Origin of the sequence: Pseudomonas sp. MWU16-30317, assembly GCF_020515695.1 — a bacterium.
Classification (GTDB): Bacteria; Pseudomonadota; Gammaproteobacteria; order Pseudomonadales; family Pseudomonadaceae; genus Aquipseudomonas.
Genome location: NZ_JAIWJA010000005.1, coordinates 257,340 through 277,584, shown reverse-complemented (window position 1 = coordinate 277,584; position 20,245 = coordinate 257,340). Strand labels below are relative to the sequence as shown.

General features: G+C 60.6%; 16 protein-coding genes. 12 read left to right on the top strand and 4 right to left on the bottom strand.

Going from position 1 to position 20,245, the window contains the following annotated elements; all coding sequences use genetic code 11:
* Positions 1-186: 186 nt before the first annotated feature.
* From LIX93_RS16480 to LIX93_RS16455, 6 genes are all read left to right on the top strand, one after another.
* On the top strand, positions 187-912 hold the full coding sequence (locus tag LIX93_RS16480; protein WP_226505119.1) for a TorF family putative porin: 726 nt from the start codon (positions 187-189) through the stop codon (positions 910-912).
* A 103-nt stretch (positions 913-1,015) separates the two neighbouring features.
* On the top strand, positions 1,016-2,293 hold the full coding sequence (locus LIX93_RS16475) for a nitrate regulatory protein (RefSeq protein WP_226505118.1): 1,278 nt from the start codon (positions 1,016-1,018) through the stop codon (positions 2,291-2,293).
* A 297-nt stretch (positions 2,294-2,590) separates the two neighbouring features.
* The gene (locus LIX93_RS16470) at positions 2,591-3,922 is read left to right on the top strand and encodes a CmpA/NrtA family ABC transporter substrate-binding protein (protein ID WP_226505117.1); all 1,332 of its coding nucleotides are present in this window, start codon (positions 2,591-2,593) and stop codon (positions 3,920-3,922) included.
* 149 nt (positions 3,923-4,071) lie between these two features.
* Positions 4,072-4,947: a nitrate ABC transporter permease gene (ntrB, locus tag LIX93_RS16465; protein WP_226505116.1), complete on the top strand. Its 876-nt coding sequence runs from the start codon at positions 4,072-4,074 to the stop codon at positions 4,945-4,947.
* Between the two features lie 12 nt (positions 4,948-4,959).
* Complete coding sequence (locus LIX93_RS16460) at positions 4,960-5,805, top strand: ABC transporter ATP-binding protein (RefSeq protein ID WP_226505115.1); 846 nt, start codon at positions 4,960-4,962, stop codon at positions 5,803-5,805.
* A gap of 260 nt (positions 5,806-6,065) precedes the next feature.
* Entirely contained in the window at positions 6,066-7,373 is a 1,308-nt protein-coding gene (locus LIX93_RS16455; protein WP_226505114.1) for a mechanosensitive ion channel family protein, read from the top strand.
* A gap of 135 nt (positions 7,374-7,508) precedes the next feature.
* Here the strand turns inward: LIX93_RS16455 and LIX93_RS16450 are convergent, their stop codons facing one another.
* The gene (locus tag LIX93_RS16450) at positions 7,509-8,405 is read right to left on the bottom strand and encodes a carboxylate/amino acid/amine transporter (RefSeq protein ID WP_226505113.1); all 897 of its coding nucleotides are present in this window, start codon (positions 8,403-8,405) and stop codon (positions 7,509-7,511) included.
* A gap of 175 nt (positions 8,406-8,580) precedes the next feature.
* Here LIX93_RS16450 and LIX93_RS16445 point away from each other — a divergent pair, with 175 nt between their 5' ends.
* Genes LIX93_RS16445 through LIX93_RS16430 form a run of 4 tightly spaced genes read left to right on the top strand, consistent with a single transcriptional unit; the run spans position 8,581 to position 12,784 of the window.
* A complete protein-coding gene (locus LIX93_RS16445; RefSeq protein WP_226505112.1) occupies positions 8,581-9,504 on the top strand; it encodes a LysR family transcriptional regulator in 924 nt (307 codons plus the stop codon).
* 12 nt (positions 9,505-9,516) lie between these two features.
* Positions 9,517-10,320, top strand: coding sequence for an alpha/beta hydrolase (locus tag LIX93_RS16440; RefSeq protein WP_226505111.1), 804 nt, complete (start codon positions 9,517-9,519; stop codon positions 10,318-10,320).
* 4 nt (positions 10,321-10,324) lie between these two features.
* Positions 10,325-10,897 carry a peptidylprolyl isomerase gene (locus LIX93_RS16435; protein WP_226505110.1) on the top strand — a complete coding sequence of 191 codons (573 nt, stop codon included), beginning with the start codon at positions 10,325-10,327 and terminating at the stop codon, positions 10,895-10,897.
* Positions 10,898-10,951: 54 nt separating this feature from the next.
* Positions 10,952-12,784, top strand: a complete 1,833-nt coding sequence (locus tag LIX93_RS16430) for an ABC transporter ATP-binding protein (RefSeq protein ID WP_226505109.1) — start codon at positions 10,952-10,954, stop codon at positions 12,782-12,784.
* A 54-nt stretch (positions 12,785-12,838) separates the two neighbouring features.
* Here the strand turns inward: LIX93_RS16430 and LIX93_RS16425 are convergent, their stop codons facing one another.
* Both LIX93_RS16425 and LIX93_RS16420 read right to left on the bottom strand, forming a co-directional pair.
* Positions 12,839-13,963, bottom strand: a complete 1,125-nt coding sequence (locus LIX93_RS16425; RefSeq protein ID WP_226505108.1) for a GNAT family N-acetyltransferase — start codon at positions 13,961-13,963, stop codon at positions 12,839-12,841.
* A 270-nt stretch (positions 13,964-14,233) separates the two neighbouring features.
* Complete coding sequence (locus LIX93_RS16420) at positions 14,234-15,517, bottom strand: OprD family porin (RefSeq protein ID WP_226505107.1); 1,284 nt, start codon at positions 15,515-15,517, stop codon at positions 14,234-14,236.
* Positions 15,518-16,003: 486 nt separating this feature from the next.
* Here LIX93_RS16420 and LIX93_RS16415 point away from each other — a divergent pair, with 486 nt between their 5' ends.
* The gene (locus tag LIX93_RS16415) at positions 16,004-17,302 is read left to right on the top strand and encodes a putative porin (RefSeq protein ID WP_226505106.1); all 1,299 of its coding nucleotides are present in this window, start codon (positions 16,004-16,006) and stop codon (positions 17,300-17,302) included.
* 109 nt (positions 17,303-17,411) lie between these two features.
* On the opposite strand, the gene LIX93_RS16410 is transcribed toward LIX93_RS16415, so the two are convergent.
* Positions 17,412-18,533, bottom strand: a complete 1,122-nt coding sequence (locus tag LIX93_RS16410; protein WP_226505105.1) for a beta-ketoacyl-ACP synthase III — start codon at positions 18,531-18,533, stop codon at positions 17,412-17,414.
* Between the two features lie 383 nt (positions 18,534-18,916).
* Here LIX93_RS16410 and LIX93_RS16405 point away from each other — a divergent pair, with 383 nt between their 5' ends.
* Entirely contained in the window at positions 18,917-20,227 is a 1,311-nt protein-coding gene (locus tag LIX93_RS16405; protein ID WP_226505104.1) for a hypothetical protein, read from the top strand.
* The last annotated feature ends 18 nt before the right edge of the window (positions 20,228-20,245 follow it).

Genomic DNA, 20,245 nt, shown 5'->3' with positions numbered 1-20,245 from the left:
TCGCCCGCAACATCCTCTTTTTTGCGACTCGATGTCGCAGCCTGCCGAAAAATAGACGAGTGGCGCCCATCTGCGCAGTTCAGAGGGTATGCTTTGCACCGTCTAGCTCGGGCCTTTGCGCCCACCTTCACAGACCGCGCCGATCATTGCGCGGCACACTGCGTTCGGCACTACACGGAGTAAGACATGCTCAGAACCCGACTTGTTCTGACCGCCACGCTTCTGGCCATACCCTACGCCCATGGGCAGGTTGCCGAGCGCAATCTGGGTGACTTCGATCTCAAGATCGGCACCACGCCTACGCGCAGCATGGCGGCAGGCCTGGTTCAACCGGCCTCCGTTGGCACCTTACACGGAGGCCTCGACCTGACTCACGACAGTGGCTTCTACGCGGGCCAGTGGTCACCCAGTGTCGGACTGACCAGTGACAGCACCCTGGAAATCGACTCCTATGCCGGTTTTAAGCACCCCTTCGACAAGAATCTGGGGATGGGCTATGAAGCGGGCATTATCCATTACAGCTATCCCCGTCTCGAGGCCACTGACAGCCATGAGTTCTACGCGGGCCTGAAAGTGCTCGACACACGCTTCGGCGCTGCCTTCAACGAAGCCGTCGATAGCCGTAACAGCACCCTTTTCGCGAGCCTGCACGGTTTACCGCTGCTGGATGTCGACATGAGCTTCAAGGTTACCAACCACCAGCTCGACTCCCCGTACATACTGGGCTCCGGCGGCCAGGTGGCCAGCTTCAATGATTGGTCGCTGCAGCTTTCCAAACCGTGGAAAGGCGTCAACCTGGACTTCATCTACAGCGATTCGAGCCTGCGTGGCGAAGATTGCTCGGCGTACTCGGGGCACAACCCGCAGTGTGAAGGGGTGTTCACGGTTCAGGCCGTCCGCGCGTTCTTTTGATGTGGGCGGATGGCTTTTTCGCCCCACTACATATTTGGCATCAAGCTGGTATAGGCTGTAACGAGCAGACACAGCCCTCCCACCTCGACACAAGACCGCCGCCATGCCCGACCGTCAGATGCCGCCCGCCCTGCGTTTCATGCTTGCCGCACGCCGAATCGAGCTGGAGGGCCTTGAAGGCCTTGCCGTCACCTGCGAGCTGGTCACGCGCATCAGCGAATTGATCCACGCCCTGCAACGCGAACGCGGCTACACCAACCTGTATCTGGCCCAGCTCAGCGATGCCCACCGGGTCTACCTCGATCACCTCAGCGACGACGCCCTGGAGATCGAGCGGGTGGTGCGCGAACGCTTCGACAGCATGGATCTGGAATCCAACAGCGCCACCGATCGCGCCCGCCTGTTCAACCGGATCGCCCATGTGCTGCACGGCCTCGACGAGCTGCCCGGCCTGCGCCGGCGAATTCGCGACCAGATGCTGGAGCCTGGGGATGCCACAGTAGCGTTCACGCGCATGATCGGCGGCTTGCTGGCCGTGGTGTTCGAAGCCGCCGACACGGCCGCCGATCCGCTTATCACGCGGGTGCTGGTGGCCATGTTCAATTTCATGCAGGGCAAGGAACTGGCCGGTCAGGAACGCGCGTGCGGCGTCGGCGGCTTTTCCCAAGGGTTTTTCGACGCCCCACGGCGCGATCGAATGGAGCAACTCGCCCACAGCCAGGAGCGCTGCTTCGAAACCTTTCTCGATTTCGCCGATGACCGGGCCCGAGAAATGTGGTTCAACACAGCCACCAGCGACGTCAACGCCAAGCAGGCACGCATGCGCGCGATGGCGCTGCGCACCTCGGAAAAGGACAAGGTCTCGCCGGAGCTGTCCGAGCTCTGGTTCGACGTCTGCACCGAGCGCATGGATGCTTTCAAGGGTGTCGAAAATCATATTTCTACCTTGCTCCACAGCAGTTGCCACCGTGGCATCCAGCACGCCCGCGCCGACCTCGACAACCACCGCGAGCTGCTCAAACGCCTGGGCAGCCTGGAACGCCGCGACGAAGGCGAGTTCAGCAAACTGTTCAATGTCCACGCCAGCGACCTCGGCGGCAATGGTCATGACACCTTGGGCCCGCACCTCAGCCGCTCGGTGCTGGACCTGCTGCAAGCCCAGACCCAGCGCCTGGTCACTGCCACCGAGCAACTCGACGAGGCGCGCGAGGCACTGAACGAGCGGCGGGTGGTCGAGCGCGCGAAAAAACTGTTGATGGAGGAATATCAAGTCACTGAAAGCCAGGCCTACGTGCGCTTGCGCAAGACCGCCATGGAGCGCGGCGAGCGCCTGGTGGATGTCGCGCAGAATCTGCTCAATCTTGCCGCACGGCGGCGCTGAAGCGGCCCAGGGTTGCGCCGTTGAAGTGCAGCGTGCTCCTGCAGTGTGCGGCGCAAACCGGATCGATGACTCGGCATCGCCCATGCTGGTGCCCCACAAACCCATGATTTAAAAGGTTTAGTTTCAGAGCATTCGTTCATCTTTCTCGCTGGCACACATTCTGCTTTGTGTTGATCAGGCCGCACGACACGGGCCTCTCAATCGAATACAGGACAACGGCGTCCATTCTTCTTGCGGCAGCATTGCCCATCAAGAGTGGTCGCCGTTTTTTTATGCGCGTCATTTGGGGAATCGACGATGGATGACACACCTTTCAGTGCAGCAGATGAACAACACGATGCCCCGCGGCGCACCTTTCTCAAGCGATCCCTCGGTGTACTCGGCGCTGGCGCAGCGCTGACCCTGCTGCCGGCGGGCCTGCAGTCGAAGGTCTGGGCGGCCGGCAGCGATGCGCCGGAAACCACCAAGGCCAAGCTGGGCTTCATCGCCCTCACCGACGCTGCGCCATTGTTCGTTGCCGATGAAAAGGGCCTGTTCGCCAAATACGGCATGACCGAAGTCGACATCCTCAAACAAACCTCCTGGGGCACCACCCGCGACAACCTGGTGCTCGGCTCGGCGGCCAATGGCATCGATGGCGCGCACCTGCTGACGCCCATGGCGTACCTGATGAGCACCGGCAAGATCACCACCAACAACCAGCCGGTGCCGATCTCCATCCTGGCGCGCCTCAACCTGGCCGGCCAGTGCATCTCCGTGGGCGAGGAGTACTCGGCGCTGAAACTGGGCACCGATTCGAGTCCCTTCAAGGCCGCCCTGCTGGCCAAGAAAGCCGCCGGCAAGACGGTCAACGCCGCAGTGACCTTTCCCGGTGGCAACCACGACCTGTGGATGCGCTACTGGCTCGCCGCCGGCGGGATCGACCCCAACAAGGACGTCGCCACTATCGTCGTACCGCCGCCGCAGATGGTCGCCAACATGAAGGTCGGCACCATGGATACCTTCTGCGTCTGCGAGCCATGGAACTCGCAGCTGGTCAACCAGAAGATCGGCTACACCGCCAATACCACCGGCGAGCTGTGGGACAAGCACCCGGAAAAAGCCTTCGCCCTGCGCTCGGACTATGTCGCCACCAACCCTAATGCCGCCAAGGCATTGCTCAAGGCCATCATGGAAGCGCAGATGTTCTGCGAAAAACCGGAGAACAAGGACGAGGTCGCGCAGATCTGCGCCAAGCGTCGCTGGATCAACGCGCCGGTCGAAGACATCGCTTCGCGCATGAAGGGCACCTTCGCCTACGGCACTGGCAAGGTGGTAGAAAACAGCCCGTTCATGATGCGCTACTGGGATGACCACGCCTCCTATCCCTTCAAGAGCCACGACCTGTGGTTCCTCACCGAGAACCAGCGCTGGGGCTACCTGCCGCAGAACCTCGATACCCAGGCGCTGATCGACAAGGTCAACCGCGAGGACATCTGGCGCACGGCTGCCGCTGAATTGAACCTGTCCGCCGAGCTGATCCCGACCTCGACTTCCCGTGGCATCGAAACCTTTTTCGATGGCAAGCAGTTCGATCCGCAGAACCCGAAGGCCTATCTCGATAGTTTGGCGATCAAGGCGTTGGTGTAACTCCCTGACATCTGCGGGGCCTCTGAGGGCCTCTTCGCGGGCAAGCCTCGCTCCCACAACGGCACGCATTGTGGGAGCAAGGCTTGCCCGCGAAGAGGCTCGCAATCCCAGCGCAAAATACCGTTATTCACGCATCCTTGGAGACGCCGATGAACGCTGATGCAAAACTACCCAAGGCCACCGCTCACGCGCTAGAGCCCAAACCGATTGTTCAGCGCCCGATGCCCGGCTGGCTCAAGCGCCTGCGTACGGCGTTGCTGCACAATGTCGTGCCACCCCTGGTGATCGCCGCCCTGCTGCTGTGTCTTTGGCAACTGCTGTGCAGCGGCAAGGGCTCGGCGTTGCCGCCACCGACCCAGGTGATCAAGGACACCTGGGAGCTGATCGTCAATCCATTCTTCGACAATGGCGGCAACGATGTCGGCATGGCCTGGCAACTGCTCGCCAGCCTCAAGCGCGTCGCCTACGGCTACCTGCTGGCAGTGGTCGCCGGCATCAGCCTGGGCGTGCTCGTCGGACAATCGAGCTGGGCCATGCGCGGCCTCGATCCGCTGTTCCAGATCCTGCGTACCGTGCCGCCGCTGGCCTGGTTGCCGCTGTCGCTGGCAGGCTTCAAGGACAGTCACCCGTCGGCCATCTTCGTGATTTTCATCACCGCCATCTGGCCGATCATCATCAATACCTCGGTGGGCGTGCGCAACATCCCCGACGATTACCGTAACGTCGCCAAGGTGCTGCGCCTCAATGGCATCGAGTACTTCGTCAAGATCATGCTGCCCGCCGCCGCGCCGTACATCTTCTCCGGGCTGCGCATCGGTGTGGGCCTGTCGTGGCTGGCGATCATCGCGGCCGAAATGCTGATCGGCGGCGTAGGCATCGGCTTTTTCATCTGGGATGCGTGGAACGCCTCGCGCATCAGCGACATCATCCTCGCGCTGTTCTACGTCGGTATCGTCGGCTTCTGCCTCGATCGCCTGGTCGCCCTTGTGGGCCAACTGGTCACCCGCGGCACGTCCGCCAGCTAAGGAGCAAAGCCCATGGGCACACGTTATCTGAGCATCGAAAACGTCGACAAACATTTCGAGCGCGACGGGGTCAGCAGTCAGGTCCTGAGCGGCGTCAACCTGGACATCGAGCGCGGCGAATACATCTCCATCATCGGCCACTCGGGCTGTGGCAAATCGACGGTATTGAACATCGTCGCCGGGCTGCTGCAGGCCAGCAGCGGCGCAGTGATCCTCGATGGCCGCGAAGTGCATTCGCCCGGCCCGGATCGCAGCCTGGTGTTCCAGAACCACTCGCTGCTGCCGTGGCTGACGGTGTACGAAAACGTCTCGCTGGCGGTCAACAAGGTGTTCAAGTCGAGCAAGACCAAGGCCGAACGGCATGAATGGACGCTGTACAACCTGGAGATGGTCAGCATGGGCCATGCATTGCACAAGCGCCCGAGCGAGATTTCCGGCGGCATGAAGCAGCGCGTCGGCATCGCCCGCGCCATCGCCATGCAACCCAAGGTGCTGCTGCTGGACGAGCCGTTCGGCGCCCTCGACGCCCTGACCCGCGCGCATCTGCAGGATGAAGTGATGCGGATTCAGGGCGAACTGCGCAATACGGTGATGATGATCACCCACGATGTCGACGAGGCCGTGCTGCTGTCCGATCGCATCGTGATGATGACCAACGGCCCGGCGGCGACCATCGGCGAGATCCTCAGCATCGACCTGCCGCGCCCGCGCAACCGCATCGAGCTGGCGGACGATCCCCTGTATAACCAGTATCGTCATGCGGTGCTGAGCTTTTTGTATGAAAAGCAGCGCAAGGTGGAGGATATCGGCGCTCGGCGTTCGGTTGCCCCAGCGGCCAAGGATCAGGCCCGGGCTTAAGTACGATACTGCAAGATTTGCAGTGGCGCGTCGGGCCTCTTCGCGGGCAAGCCTTGCTCCCACTCTGCAAACAGTTGCATCGGCGTACACCTGTGGGAGCAAAGCTTGCTCGCGAAGACGCCGGAGAATGCTGCGCAGGACCACAGCATGACTTCGGCTCTCAAACATACAGTCACACTCTTTGAGGCCTCGGCGCATGGCATCGACAACAAGGTCTGCGCTTTAATAGCCGCCCTATCGAGCGACGGCCTGCCACCAACATGGATTTTCAATCACTCTGGCTGCGCGCCCAGCATCTCTGGGGCGCGCTTGATCAACATCCTTGGCTGCACGCCACTCTGGGCCTCATCCTGCTGTTCGGTGTGGCCTTGGCGCTCGGCCGGGTCGCGCGGTATGTGATCATCCACGGCATCAAGCTGCTCAGCCGCCAACCGGCGCTGCATTGGCTCAGCGATTTTTTGCACAACAAGGTCTTCCACCGCCTGGCCCAGACGGTCCCCTCGCTAGTCGTGCAATTCGGGCTCAATCTGGTGCCGGAATTGACCGAAGTCGCCCGCCACTTCCTCGGCAACGGCGCCCTGGCCTTCACCATCCTGTTCCAGATGCTTGCCGTGGGCGCCCTGCTCAACGCCTTGCTGGACATCTACGCGCGCACCGAACATGCCCGCACCCGCTCCATCAAGGGCTATGTGCAACTGGCCAAGATGATCCTCTACATCTTCGGCGCCATCATTATCGTCGCCACCCTGATCGACCGCTCGCCGCTGTTGCTGCTGTCCGGGCTGGGCGCCATGTCGGCCGTCATCCTGCTGGTCTACAAGGACACGCTGCTGTCGTTCGTGGCCGGCGTGCAGCTGACCAGCAACGACATGCTGCGGGTCGGCGACTGGATCGAGGTGCCCCAGGTGGGGGCTGATGGCGATGTGGTGGATATCACCCTGCATACCGTGAAGGTGCAGAATTTCGACAAGACCATTGTCAGCATTCCTACCTGGCGCTTGATGTCCGAGTCGTTCAAGAACTGGCGCGGCATGCAGCAGGCCGGTGGCCGGCGCATCAAGCGCAGCCTGTTCATCGATTCAAGTGGCGTGCGCTTTCTGCGCCAGGACGAGATCGAGCGGCTGACCCAGGTGCATCTGCTGACGGACTACATGGGCCGCAAGCAAGCCGAACTGCAGAGCTGGAACGAAGCCCAGGGCAATGTCGCCAGCGTCGCGGCCAACCGCAGGACCATGACCAACCTCGGCACCTTCAGGGCTTATGCCCTCGCCTACCTGAAAAGCCATCCGGACATCCAACCGAACATGACCTGCATGGTCCGGCAGATGGAAACCGGCGCCGAGGGGGTGCCGTTGGAGATTTACTGCTTTACCCGCACGACGGTCTGGGTGGAGTACGAGCGGATTCAGGGGGATATCTTCGATTACCTGCTGGCGGTATTGCCGGAGTTCGGGCTGGGGGTGTTTCAGCAGCCGAGTGGCGCGGATATGCGGGCAGGCTTACTGGGGGGCGGTATACGCCTGCCATCCGCGGATGCGCCCTCCATCCCATCTCCGATGCAGGAATGACCGCAGCGCAGGTACGCCACTGAATGGGTATATCGCAGTTATTGCCGCTGCGCGCGGGTATGCAATTGCGTCCAGGGCTACGGCGCCCTAAGAGGCTGCTGGCTTGAAAGTGACGGATCCTTGGAGATGGAGCACTTATCGCTCAAGACCCGAATCAGCGTGGCGCAAGGCAGGCGAGTGGCAAGCCCGTCGCCCACGCCGACTGATCCACAACGACGCCATAATCACCCCCCCACCCAACGCCAGTCGCCCCAGCGGCTCGCTCTGATTCCATATCAGCAGATTCAGCAACAGCCCCACCGGTACATGCAGGTTGTTCATCACCGCCAAGGTCCCACCGCTCACCTGACACGCGCCCTTGTTCCACCAGTACATGCCCAGCGCCGTGGACACCAGCCCGAGGAACATGAGCACGCCCCACTGCAGCGGCGCCTCTGGCCAGTGGTGCAAGTTGCCGAACGCCAGCCAGGCCGGCAACGCCACCAGCAATGCCCCGACATAGAAATAGCCGAATCGCCGGTAATGCGGCAGATCACTGGGGTAGCGCGCAATCAGGTGCTTGTACATCACCTGCCCCGCCGCATAGGTGAAGTTGGCCAGTTGCAACAGCAAAAAGCCCATGAAGAAGTCCGCACCGATGCTGTCGAAGCGAATCACCGCAGCACCCATCACCGCCACCAGCGCCGCCACCAATCCCCAGGGATTGAAGCGCCGATTAAGCGCGTCTTCGATCAAGGTCACGTGCACCGGCGTGAGGATGGTGAAGAGCAGCACCTCGGGCACAGTCAGCACGCGAAAGCTCAGGTACAGGCACACGTAGGTGACGCCAAACTGCAAAGCGCCGATCAGCAGCATCGAGCGCATGAACCGTGGCTCGACCTGACGCCAATGGGTCAGCGGGATGAACACCAGGCCGGCGAAGAGGATTCGCAAGACCACAGCCAGGTAGCTGTCGACGTGGCCAGCAAGGTAGACGCCGATCAGACTGAAGGAAAATGCCTGGATAAGAGTAACGATCAGAAGGTAGGGCATGACGGCCTCGTGCAGTGAGCCGGCGACCATAGCGGCTCGCTCGGCGTGAGGCAATTGTTGTGCTTGGTTGATCGCTTCGCCTATTAACCTTCGATGAAACATTTGAAAAAAGGCTCGTAATCCATCGATTTAATTGTTTTATTAGCCAGATGTGTAATTACCTTGAGAGCCGGTCATGAAAGCGCCACGCGTAACCCTCGACCAATGGCGCACGCTTCAGGCAGTGGTCGATCACGGCGGATTCGCCCAGGCCGCCGAAGCCTTGCACCGTTCGCAATCGTCCGTGAGCTACACCGTCGGGCGCATGCAGGAGCAACTGGGCGTACCGTTGTTGCGTATCGATGGCCGCAAGGCGGTACTCACGGAAGCGGGTGGTGTATTGCTGCGCCGCTCCCGGCAGTTGGTCAAACAGGCCAGCCAGCTGGAAGACCTGGCGCTGCATATGGAACAGGGCTGGGAGGCGGAAGTCCGACTGGTGGTCGACGCCGCTTACCCCAGTGCGCGGCTGGTACATGCGCTGACGGCCTTCATGCCGCAAAGCCGTGGCTGCCGCGTGCGCTTGCGTGAAGAAGTGCTGTCAGGGGTCGAGGAGGTGCTGCACGAAGGCATCGCCGACCTGGCCATCAGCGGCTACAACATCCCCGGTTACCTCGGCACGGAAATGAACGCAGTGGAGTTCGTCGCCGTCGCCCACCCTGACCACGCGCTGCACAAGATGAACCGCACACTGAACTTTCAGGACCTCGAAAGCCAGCTCCAGGTGGTGATCCGCGATTCCGGCCGCCAGCAACCACGTGATGTCGGCTGGCTCGGCGCCGAACAGCGCTGGACCGTCGGCAGCCTCGGTACCGCCGCCACGTTCGTCGGCAGCGGGCTGGGTTTCGCCTGGTTGCCTCGGCACATGATCAGCCGCGAACTGCGCGAGGGCGTGCTCAAGCCACTGCCTTTGGATCAGGGCGGCTCGCGCCATCCGCTGTTCTACCTATACTCGAACAAGGATAAACCTCTCGGCCCGGCGACGCAGATCCTCATCGAGTTGTTGCGCACTTTCGATACCACCCCGCTGAGCACCCTGCAAGCCACTGCGCTGACCGTCTGACAAGGAAGCTCCATGGCTCGCTTCGACCACCAAGGCTGCGCCCTGCACTATGAAGTCACCGGCCATGGCAGCCCTGTGCTGCTGTTGCATGGCCTGGGCTCCAGCGGGCTGGACTGGGAATACCAGACCGAGGCGTTGGCGGCTCACTATAAAGTCATCGTGCTCGACCTGCGCGGCCATGGCCAATCTGCCAAGCCCCGCGAGCGCTACAGCATCGAAGGCTTCAGCGCCGATGTCATCGCGCTGCTCGAACACCTGGGTTGCGGGCCGGTACATCTGGTCGGCCTGTCGATGGGCGGCATGATCGGTTTCCAACTGGCGGTGGATCATCCGCAGTGGCTCAAGAGCCTGTGCATCGTCAACAGTGGCCCACAGGTCAAGCTGCATTCCCCGAGCGATTACTGGCAGTGGTTCAAGCGCTGGGGCCTCATGCGGGTGGCCAGCATGCGCACCATCGGCATCGCCTTGGGCAAGAATCTTTTTCCCAAACCCGACCAGGGCGCACTGCGCGCCAAAGTCGCCGAGCGCTGGGCCGGCAACGACAAACGCGCTTATCTCGCCAGCTTCAACGCCATCGTTGGCTGGGGTGTGCAGGAACGTCTCGGCGCCATTGACTGTCCTACCCTTGTGATCAGCGCTGACCACGATTACACCCCGGTGGCGGTAAAAGAACATTACGTCACACTCATTCCGGACGCGCATCTGGCGGTCATCGAAGATTCGCGTCACGCTACACCGCTGGATCAACCAGAACGCTTCAACCAAACCCTGCTGCGCTTCATCGCCACCGCAGACAACACCCTCAAGGATCAATGAGTCCATGTTCAAGAAAATCCTGATCGCCGCCTCCACCCTGCTCTTCGCCGCCAACCTGATGGCCGCGCAACCGGCCAGCGGCAACAAGCCCCACGTATTGCTGCACACCAGCAACGGCGACATCGAGCTGGAGCTGGATGGCGACAAAGCGCCCATCAGCACCAAGAACTTCCTCGCGTATGTCGACAAGGGTTTCTACACCAACACCATTTTCCACCGCGTGATCCCCAATTTCATGATTCAGGGTGGCGGTTTCACTCAGCAGATGCAGGAAAAGGACACCAACCCGCCAATCAAGAACGAAGCCAACAACGGCCTCGAGAATGCGCGTGGCACCATCGCCATGGCCCGTACCTCGGATCCCGACTCCGCCACCAGCCAGTTCTACATCAACCACCGCGACAACGACTCGCTCAACTACGCCCCAGGTAACGCTGGCTACGCGGTGTTCGGCAAGGTGGTCAAGGGCATGGATGTCGTCGACATCATCGCCAACAGCAACACCACGACCAAAAGCGGCATGCAGAACGTGCCCGTCGACCCCGTATTGATCCTTTCGGCCAAGCGCATCGACTGACGTCTAGCTCTAGCCCGCCAGGACTGCCCCAACCGCACAGGAGAGCCCGCCCCCATGATCTACCGCCGCTTCGAGCAATGGATCGATATCTTCCGCGAAGCTCCAACCGAGTCGCCGCCCAGCAAGGTCCTGGCGTTCTATATCTACTACTTGCGTCAGGTCTGGCCGACCTTCGCCGTGCTGTTGGTAGTCGGGCTGATCGGCGCGCTGATCGAAGTCGCGCTGTTCCGCTACCTCAGCCGCATCATCGACATGGCGCAGGGCACACCCAACGTGCACTTCTTCCAGGACAACGCCCTCGAGCTGATCTGGATGGTGGTGGTCACCTTGGTGCTGCGGCCGATCTTCATCGGCTTGCACGACCTGCTGGTGCACCAGACCATCAGCCCTGGCATGACCAGCATGATCCGCTGGCAAAATCACAACTACGTGCTCAAGCAGAGCATGAACTTCTTTCATAGCGACTTCGCCGGGCGCATCGCCCAACGCATCATGCAGACCGGCAACTCGCTGCGCGACTCGGCCGTGGCTGCCGTCGATGCCCTGTGGCACGTGCTGATCTATTCCATCAGTGCCTTGGTGCTGTTCGCCGAGGCGGACTGGCGCCTGATGATCCCGCTGATCTGCTGGATCGGGCTGTACATCCTGTCGCTGTATTACTTCGTGCCACGGGTCAAGGAACGCTCGGTGATCTCTTCCGATGCCCGTTCCAAGCTGATGGGGCGCATCGTCGATGGCTATTCCAACATCGCCACCCTCAAGCTGTTCGCCCACACCAGCATGGAGCAGCAATACGCTCGTGAAGCATTGACCGAGCAGACCGAAAAAACCCAGATGGCCAGCCGGGTCATTACCAGCATGGATTTCGCCATCACCGCCATCAACGGTCTGCTGATCGTCGGCACCACCGGGCTGGCGCTGTGGCTGTGGACGCAATCGCTGATTTCGGTGGGCGCCATCGCGCTGGCCACAGGCCTGGTAATTCGTATCGTCAACATGTCTGGCTGGATCATGTGGGTGGTCAATGGCATCTTCGAGAACATCGGCATGGTGCAGGACGGCCTGCAGACAATCGCCCAGCCTGTAACGGTGACCGATCCCAAAGGCGCTCCGGCGCTCAACGTCAGCCGTGGCAATGTGCGCTTCGAAAGCGTCGACTTCAGCTACGGTAAAGGCCCTAACATCATCGATGGCCTGACCCTGGATATTCGCCCCGGCGAAAAAATCGGCCTGATCGGTCCCTCCGGCGCCGGCAAGTCGACCTTGGTCAACCTGCTGCTGCGTCTCTATGACCTGCCTGCCGGGCGCATCGTGATCGACGGCCAGGACATCGCCAGCGTCACTCAGGAGAGCCTGCGAGCACAGATCGGCCTGATCACTCAGGACACTTCGCTGTTGCACCGCTCGATCCTCGAGAACCTGCGCTACGGCAAGCCGAATGCCACGGAGGAACAGGTCTGGGATGCGGTACGCAAGGCGCGCGCCGAAGAGTTCATCCCGCTGCTGTCCGACTCCGAGGGACGAACCGGTTTCGAAGCGCATGTGGGCGAACGCGGGGTGAAGATTTCCGGTGGTCAGCGTCAGCGCATCGCGATTGCGCGGGTATTGCTCAAGAACGCACCGATCCTGATCATGGACGAAGCCACGTCAGCACTGGACTCGGAAGTTGAGGCAGCGATCCAGGAGAGCCTCGAGACGCTGATGAAGGGCAAGACCGTGATCGCCATCGCGCACCGACTGTCGACCATTGCCAAGATGGATCGCCTGGTGGTGCTGCAGCATGGGCGTATCGTCGAGGTCGGCAGTCATGCCGAGCTGCTGGCCCAACAAGGGCTGTATGCGCGGCTGTGGCATCACCAGACGGGAGGGTTTGTCGGGATTGATTGATCGCTGCTGATGGCCTCTGCCCGCTAGAGGCCATCAGCCATAAAGATTCATCACTCACCCCTGCCGATAAGGCAACGCCGCCCGCGCCTCCTCGGCATAGGCCACTACCCCCACCCGCTCCTGTTCCAGAAACTCTCGCACCGCAGCCTCCAGCCCAGGATGCGTCAGGTAGTGCCACGACCGCGTGATGGTCGGTTCGAAGCCGCGAATCAGCTTGTGCTCGCCCTGAGCGCCAGCGTCAAAGCGCTTGATCCCCTTGGCGATCGCGTAATCCATGCCCTGATAGAAACACGTCTCGAAGTGCAACCGGTCGAACTCGGCAAGGCAGCCCCAGTAACGGCCATACAAGCTATCGCCACCGACCAGGCTGAACGCCATGGCGACCGGACGCGAGCCTTGCAAGGCGAACACCACGCGAATCATTTCGGGCATGCGCTCGGCCAGCAGGCTGAAGAACTCACGTGTCAGATACGGCGACTGCCCGCGTACCGCGTAGGTATTGGCGTAACACAGATAGACGAAATCCCAGTCTCGTTCGTTCAGCTCGTGGCCTTCACGCCAATCGAACACCATGCCCTGGGCGGCCACTTGTTCACGCTCCTTGCGCATCTGCTTGCGTTTACGCGAGCTGAGGGTGTCGAGAAAATCCTGGAAATCCCGATAACCGCGGTTATGCCAGTGATATTGGCACCCCAACCGCTCAAGCCAACCCACTTGACCACGCATATGCTCGTCGAGCGCAGGCTCGGTGAAATTCAAATGGGCGCTGGACAGCCCCTCTGCCTGCAGATAGCCCGGTAGCTCGCGCAACAACGCCAGACCATCACCTGGATTGCGGGCCAAAAGGCGCGGCCCGGTTACCGGACTGAACGGCACGGCGCAGAGCAGCTTGGGGTAGTAAGCGATGCCAGCGCGCCGGCATGCGTCGGCCCAACCGTGGTCAAAGACGTACTCGCCATAGGAATGCCATTTTCGATAAGCCGGGAGCGCCGCCACCAACTGTCCGTCCTGTTCCAGCAGCCGATGCTCGGCGCGCCAGCCCGATTGGGGCCCGAGGCTGCCGCTGTCCTCGAGTGCCGAGAGAAATCCGTGGCGCAAGAACGGCTGAGGTGCGTCCAGCAATCTATCCCACTGGTCAGGGAGAACATCAGCGAGGCTGGAAATTATACGAACGGACATGACCCACCTCGACGCAAGAATAGGTCGAGTATCAGCACATAGGCCCCGCCTCGCAAGGCGGTACAAGGATTTTCATCCGCAGGTGGACAATCGGCGCCCATAAAAAAGGCCGACAGAGTGGGCGCCCTGCCGGCCAAGTTGATTGTAGGAGCAATCAAGACTGGATATTAACAGCCACCATCACCGGCAACCTTTAAACATCCTTCACTGAAACTTTATATATAACGTTTATGACATGCCGGTGAGCCACTTGATATCAATTGTATAGAATCAGAAAATATTCAGCGGGTATTCGGTAATCAAGCGAGTTTGAATCAACTTGCCACCGGTGGACGCATCTCCATCGTGCCAGGCTTCGCGCAGGTGGAAGGTCAGGTTCTTCGCAGGGCCCGATTGCACCGCGTATTTCACCTCGGCATCGGTTTCGTGTTCGCTGTCATCCGCGCCATAGAAATTGACGTACGCCGAAGAGCTGTCGACGTGGGTGCCATCGATGCCATAACCGCGGATATGACGCGCCATGAAGCCTAGCCCTGGCACGCCGTAACTGGTCATGTCGAGGTCATAACGCAATTGGAACGAGCGCTCGTTCGGGCCGTTGAAGTCGGAGTACTGCACCGAGTCCGCCAGGCTGATCGAGTTGCCGTAGCGGCCGGCAGCGTCGTTGTCACCGAAGCCGACGTAATCGAACGGCTCGTCACCGTTGATCTTCTGCCCGGCCAGCGTGAAGGTGTGCGCGCCCAAAGTGTAGGCCGCCGACAGCGACGTCGCGGTGGTGTTGATGGTACCGGCCTTGGCATCGCCGTCATCGAGGGTGCGGTACAGGTTGAAATCCACCGCCAACGCCTGGTTATCCGAGAACGGATGAACCAGGTTCAGGTTCAGGTAGTACTGGTTCCACACGTCTTCCAGGTGAGCCCCGTACAGCGAAGCGGTGAACTCCTTGCTGAACTGGTACTTGGCGCCAGCATAGCTCGCCGAAGGAGTATCGACCTTGGCATAGCTGGCCATGATGTTGCCGCTATGCGCAGCAGTGGTGGTGCCCGTGCCCGACGTGAAGTGACCGGCTTCCAGGTTCAGCCCCGCCCACTCGTGGCTGGTGATCAAGAAGCCCGACGCGGTTTGCGGCATCAGATAGTTGTCAGCGGTGGCAAAGACCGGCGCATTGGGTTGCAGATCCCCCACTTTCAACTGGGTGTTGGACACCTGGAACTTGACGTCGCCGCCGCCCTTGGCGATGCCGTGCTTCGGATCACCGTCGTTATCGGTGGGAATGGTCGGACCGCCCGCACGGTCAGTACTGCCATCGATACGCAATGCCAGGTCAGCGAAAGCGTCAACGCCCACGCCGACGGTGCCTTGGGTGAAGCCCGAGCTGAAGGTGGCCATCAGCGCCTGGCTCCAGTCACGAGTATGACCGCCGCCCCCGGTCTGGTTCCAGAACACGTTGCGGTTCAGCAGATTCAAACTGCTGCCATCGACAAAGCCTTTGGTGTCGGATTGATCACTGGCGTGCACCAAGGTTGGCAATGCCATCACGACGGCAGCGGTCATGGCGCTCAATTGAAGCGTATTAAAGATTCTCATTTTATGTCACTCCCCTGCACGAAAATCGTGTAGCGGCATTAAGACGAGCACAGGGTACAGCCACCAATGAAACTGGATTAAGAAAACGCTATGGAGATTTATGTAAATTAATTATTTATGACAACGGAACTCGAATTGTCGTCGAGACGCTTCTGAAAACGACATGAGGGCCCCCTCCCCACACATGTGAAAAATCCGTGAAAGCCACGGTTTCCCTGACTTCGTCGACTTTCAATACCCTGCGACAAACCAACGCAACCGCTCTAGTTCGGTGTTCTCGAGGGCTAAACCGATTCATCTTTCTGCTATCAAACCGCCATCTATCTGTCATAAGCCCTCGCAATACTGGCGCCTGTTTTTAGAACCGGGGGTGCTAAACCCCCACGCGACCGAGCCTTGCGCTCGGCGTGCATTCAGGCGCTTTTCGCCGTATTAGAGTTGGGGAGTTCACACATGGGTTTCGTATCTAAACGTACTGCGGCAGGTTTGTGCGGCGGTCTGATTCTCGCCGCCAGCGCTTCTGCCAATGCCGCTGTCGACGCCAAACTGCTGGAAATGCTCAAGGCCAACGGCTCGATCACACCCGCCCAATATAGCGAGCTGCAAGGCGAACTGGCCAAGGACCAACAGCAAGCCGCCGCCGATGCCGCGCAGAAAAAGACCGAACTTTCGGCTTTTGATCAGAAAGTTGCCTGGGCCGCCAAGACCCAGATTCACGGTGACGTGCGCGTGCGCCAGGAAAACATCGACCAGGATCACGGCTCCTCCAGCTCCGACGGTGATCGCATCGCCGACCGCCAGCGCATCCGCGCCCGCCTGGGTGTGTACAGCGAGATCAACCCGCAGGTCGACGCTGGTATCCGCGTCGCCACCGGTGGCAGCAACGACACCCGCTCGACCAACCAGGACCTGAACGGCAACTTCTCGAAGAAATCCCTGTGGCTGGACCTGGGCTATCTCGACTGGCACCCGACTGCCGTGCCCAACCTGCATCTGATCGGCGGCAAGATGAACCAGCCGTGGGTGAGCATGGGCGACGTGATCTGGGATAGCGACATCAACCCTGAAGGCGTCGCCGCCACTTACAAACTGCCGCTGAGCAAAGACGCATCGCTGTTCGGCAGCCTGGGCTACTACACCCTGACCGACAACGTTGACGGCGAAGGCTATCAATACAACCACGACCTGAGCCTGTACGCCGGTCAGTTGGGTGGCAAGTTCAACCTGGGCAATGCCGTCGGCGTGACCGTAGGTGGCAGCCTCTATACCTACAACAACGAAGACAACAACGGCACCGTCGCGGCCAATACTGCGCTGTCGCGTAACGGCAACTCGGTGGCCAACGAAGACTTCCGTCTGTGGGAAGGCTTTGGTCAACTCGACATCAAGAACCTGCCGATTCCACTGGCGATCTATGGCCAATACGTGAAGAACAGCCAAGCAGTCGACAGCGACGACAAAGCTTACCTGGTGGGTGTCAAAACCAAGCTGGGTGACTTCTCGCTGGACTACAACTACCGCCGCGTAGAAAACAACGCAGTGGTGGGCGCGTTCACCGACTCCGACTTCGGCAACGGCTACACCGGCGCCCACGGCAGCAAGATCAAACTGGGCTACGACATCGACAAGAACTTCGGCTTGGGCGTGACTTACTTCATGGCCAAGACCAATACCCAGTCCAACGGTGCCGCGAACCTGCAGCGCGACGACGACGTCAACACCCTGCAGCTGGACCTGGAAGCCAAGTTCTAAGGTTCATCTCGACAGGCTTGCCGGCCTCCTCGCGGGCAAGCCTTGCTCCCACCGTTCACACCGTTCCAGTGCGTGGGAGCAAAGCTTGCTCGCAATGAGGCCAGCCGCTTCAACGCTTGCGCAAGATCACGCTACCGATCGAATACCCCGCCCCGAAAGAACTCAGCACGCCCAACGCCCCAGCCTGCAAGTCATCCTGATACGTGTGCAAGGCAATCACCGAACCCGCCGAGCTGGTATTGGCGTAGGTATCGAGAATCACCGGTGCCTCGTCCAGCGTGGCATCTCGCCCCAGCAGCTTCTTGACGATCAGATGATTCATGCTGAGGTTGGCCTGGTGCAGCCAGAAGCGCCGCACCGCGCTGACCTCGATGTCGTTCTCGGCCAGGTGCTGAGCAATGAGCTCGGCGACCATCGGGCAGACTTCGCGAAACACCTTGCGGCCTTCCTGCACGAACAGCTTGTCGATGGCATCAATGCCCTCTTCTGCTGTGCGGTTGAGGAAGCCGAAATTGTTGCGAATGTTGTTGGAGAACTGAGTCAACAGCTTGGTGCTGACGATATCGAACTGATGCGCCGAGGTCGCCAGATCAGCGCGCTCGACCACCACGGCGGTCGCTGCGTCGCCAAAGATGAAATGGCTATCGCGGTCGCGGAAGTTCAGGTGCCCGGTGCAGATCTCCGGATCAACCACCAGCACCGCCCGCGCCTGGCCCAGCTGCACGCTGTTGGCGGCGGTCTGGATGCCGAAGGTGGCGGAGGAGCAAGCGACGTTCATGTCGAAGCCGAAACCCTGAATACCCAGCGCCTGCTGGACTTCGATGGCAACCGCTGGATAGGGGCGCTGCAGGTTTGAACAGGCGACGATCACCGCATCGATATCGGCGGCGGTCTTGCCGGCACGCTGCAAGGCCTGCTCGGCGGCGGCGGTGGCCATTTCACACAGAATCGACGGCTCATCGTTGCTGCGTTCACGCAACCGCGGCTTCATCCGCTGGGGATCGAGGATGCCGGCCTTGTCCATGACGAAGCGGCTCTTGATACCCGAGGCCTTCTCGATGAACGGTGCACTGGATTCGCCGAGGGCGACGACCTCGCCGCGCTCGATGGCGGCGGCGTTGTCGCTGTTGAACTGGTGCACATAGGCGTTGAAGGACTCCACGAGTTCTTCGTTGGAGATGCTGTCGGCCGGGGTGTAGAGCCCGGTACCGCTGATGACGACGTTATGCACGATCGTTCCTCTATGAATGACGCCAATGTTGTTCGTTATTAGTTGCCAAGTGTGCCATATCCGCTTTCGATGCGCGCGCCTGTGCAAAACCGCCCTACAAAACTACACCCGCCTGAAAGCGGTAGATGTCGTCCATAAAGCAGGATGTTATTACCGTAAATTTCAAAGTTCGCCGCCCGAGTCGGTCGTCGCTCAACGCTGTTCCCCCAGAAAATACTGAGCGCCGCCCCGATTGACGGCCTATCCGGCGCCCCCTTGAGCGCCGCCAGGGCTGTCAACAGGGAATCACTTCCCCATAGGAAGCACGGCTCCCGGAGCACTTAATAGTCATCCGCCCGGCACACACCGGTATGGAACCCTAGAACCTATTAAGGATGCCCCTGATGCACGATCACACCCACCCGCACGCCCTGCCCGGCACCCCGGATGCCAGCTTCAATCCTGCCTCTGTATTAGCGAGCCTGGATGGTTTCCAATTGCACGGTGTCACCCATTGGCAGCAACACTCGCGCACCTGCCTGGCTCTCAGCAAAGGGCGCGAGTACGCCTTGGCGGTCATCGACGATCAAGGTATCGCCGACCCGGCATTCGGCTCGGCAGGTATCGTTCGCGACTGCTACGGCTCCAACGTCGGCGACGGCATCACCCCAGGCCGCCGTGTCGCGATCCTTGACCAGACCATCATGATCGGCGGCATGACCGAATATCTACCAGGCCAATATTCCCCCGCCATCGCATGCTATGACCTACAGGGCCAGCGTGTGACCCGATTCAATGGCACCGGTCAGTTGGTGTTGGCCGAGGTGCTGGCAACGGCACGATGCGCAATGGGCCCTATCCGCTTCGAAACCAATCTGGCCCTGTGCAGCACTACCGGCCTGGCCATCAATACCCGCTTTGCGGCGCCGTCCAGGCAGATGCAGGATTTCAATCAGGTCAACTTCGACATGCGTGTGGCCCACGGCAAGCTGTACGTGGTGGCTACCGGAAGGATCGGCGATTCTCCTCGGTTGGCCGGCCTGATCTTCTGTATCACCGCCGAAGGTCGGCTGGACGCAGCGTTTGCCGACCAAGGTGTGGCGGCGCTGCAATCGGACGACTACAGCGTGTTGCTGCGCTCCATCGCCGTGCAGGAAAACTGGATCTATGTGGCCGGCGGCGCGGCCGGAGGCAGCAATCCCGCGCTGGCCGTCCGCGTCGACTACGCCGGCATAAAGGATCCAGGCTTTGGCACTGACAACGGCTTCGCCCTGACCCGTCAGGCCTTCCGTATCAACGATCTGGTCGTTGATGATCAAGGCGAACTGTTCGGCGTCGGTGTCGGCAGCAGTATGCGGGCCATCGTTGTGCGCTTCAGCGCCAGCGGCGTGCAAGATGACGACTTTGGCGACAACGGTGCCTACATCCCCGGGCTCGCTTACTCCGCCCTGACTTACGCGGGAATCGACGCGAGAGGGCGTCTGTTTTTCATTGGTGATTATCTGGACATGCAATCGGGCTATCTGCGCGCCATGGTCACCCGCCTCATGGCGGATGGCAGCGTCGACCCCGAGTTCGGTGTCGCGGGCGTTGCCCGTCTGGATACTCTCGACGCCATTGGCGCCAGCGTGATTGCCCAACCCGACGGCAAGCTCCTCGCCGTCGGCTACACCGACCGCGCGGCCATGCCCTACGCGACTCGCCTGTTTGCCTGAACCCTGGCGCCCCCGCTT